Here is a 798-nt window from a genome sequence, read left to right on the forward strand (position 1 = left end):
GATTTAGGCTCAGGACTCATTGATCCAGCCAGAATATGACGGTTGCTGCAATGCAGATAGCGGACATGAAGGTGTGCGCACATCGATCATATCGGGTATGGATGCGCCGCCAGTCTTTGAGCTTTCCAAACATATTTTCGATCCTATGTCTCTGACGGTAGAGCACTGTGTCATGGGGAATGAGAACCTTGCGGTTGGCCTTTGATGGGATGCAGGGAGCAATGCCGCGCTCGTTTAGAGCTGCCCTGAACCAATCGGCATCGTAACCACGATCTCCAAGCATAGTTTTGGCATTAGGCAGCGCATCGATCATCAAGGCAGCCCCCTTGTAATCGCTCATCTGCCCTTCGCTTAGAAGCATAATCAATGGTCGACCTTGGCCATCGCAGACGGCGTGGAGCTTGGAGTTCAGGCCACCTTTGGTGCGTCCGATACGTCGGGGAACAGCCCCTTTTTTAGCAGGCTGGCTGCTGTACGATGTGCTTTCAGGTGGGTCGTATCAATCATCAACTTGTCAGGCTTGCCGCCTTTCGCAGCGAGGCTTGCGAAGATCTTGTTGAACACACCCATTCGGCTCCAGCGAATGAATCGGTTGTAGATCGTCTTGTGCGGACCGTAGGCCGCTGGTGCATCACGCCAGCGCAAGCCATTCCTGATCACGAAGATAATGCCGCTGATAATCCGGCGATCATTAACTCGCGGCACACCATGTGACAATGGAAAATGAGGCTCGATCCGGCGCATCTGCGCCTCCGACAACCAAATCAAATCACTCATGGCAGCACCTCCTTGCACCAC

General features: G+C 53.4%; 1 protein-coding gene. It reads right to left on the reverse strand.

Annotation, left to right across the window (positions count from 1 at the left end; translation table 11 throughout):
- Positions 1 to 16 precede the first annotated feature (16 nt).
- Positions 17 to 777 (reverse strand): IS5 family transposase gene (locus tag HBA93_RS17880; RefSeq protein ID WP_221724188.1). Its coding sequence is split into 2 segments (ribosomal slippage): positions 17 to 444 and positions 444 to 777, totalling 762 coding nucleotides; the frame shifts between segments, so codons are not numbered across the junction.
- Positions 778 to 798 lie beyond the last annotated feature (21 nt).

Source organism: Ochrobactrum sp. SFR4 (genome assembly GCF_019730395.1).
Taxonomy (GTDB): domain Bacteria; phylum Pseudomonadota; class Alphaproteobacteria; order Rhizobiales; family Rhizobiaceae; genus Pseudochrobactrum.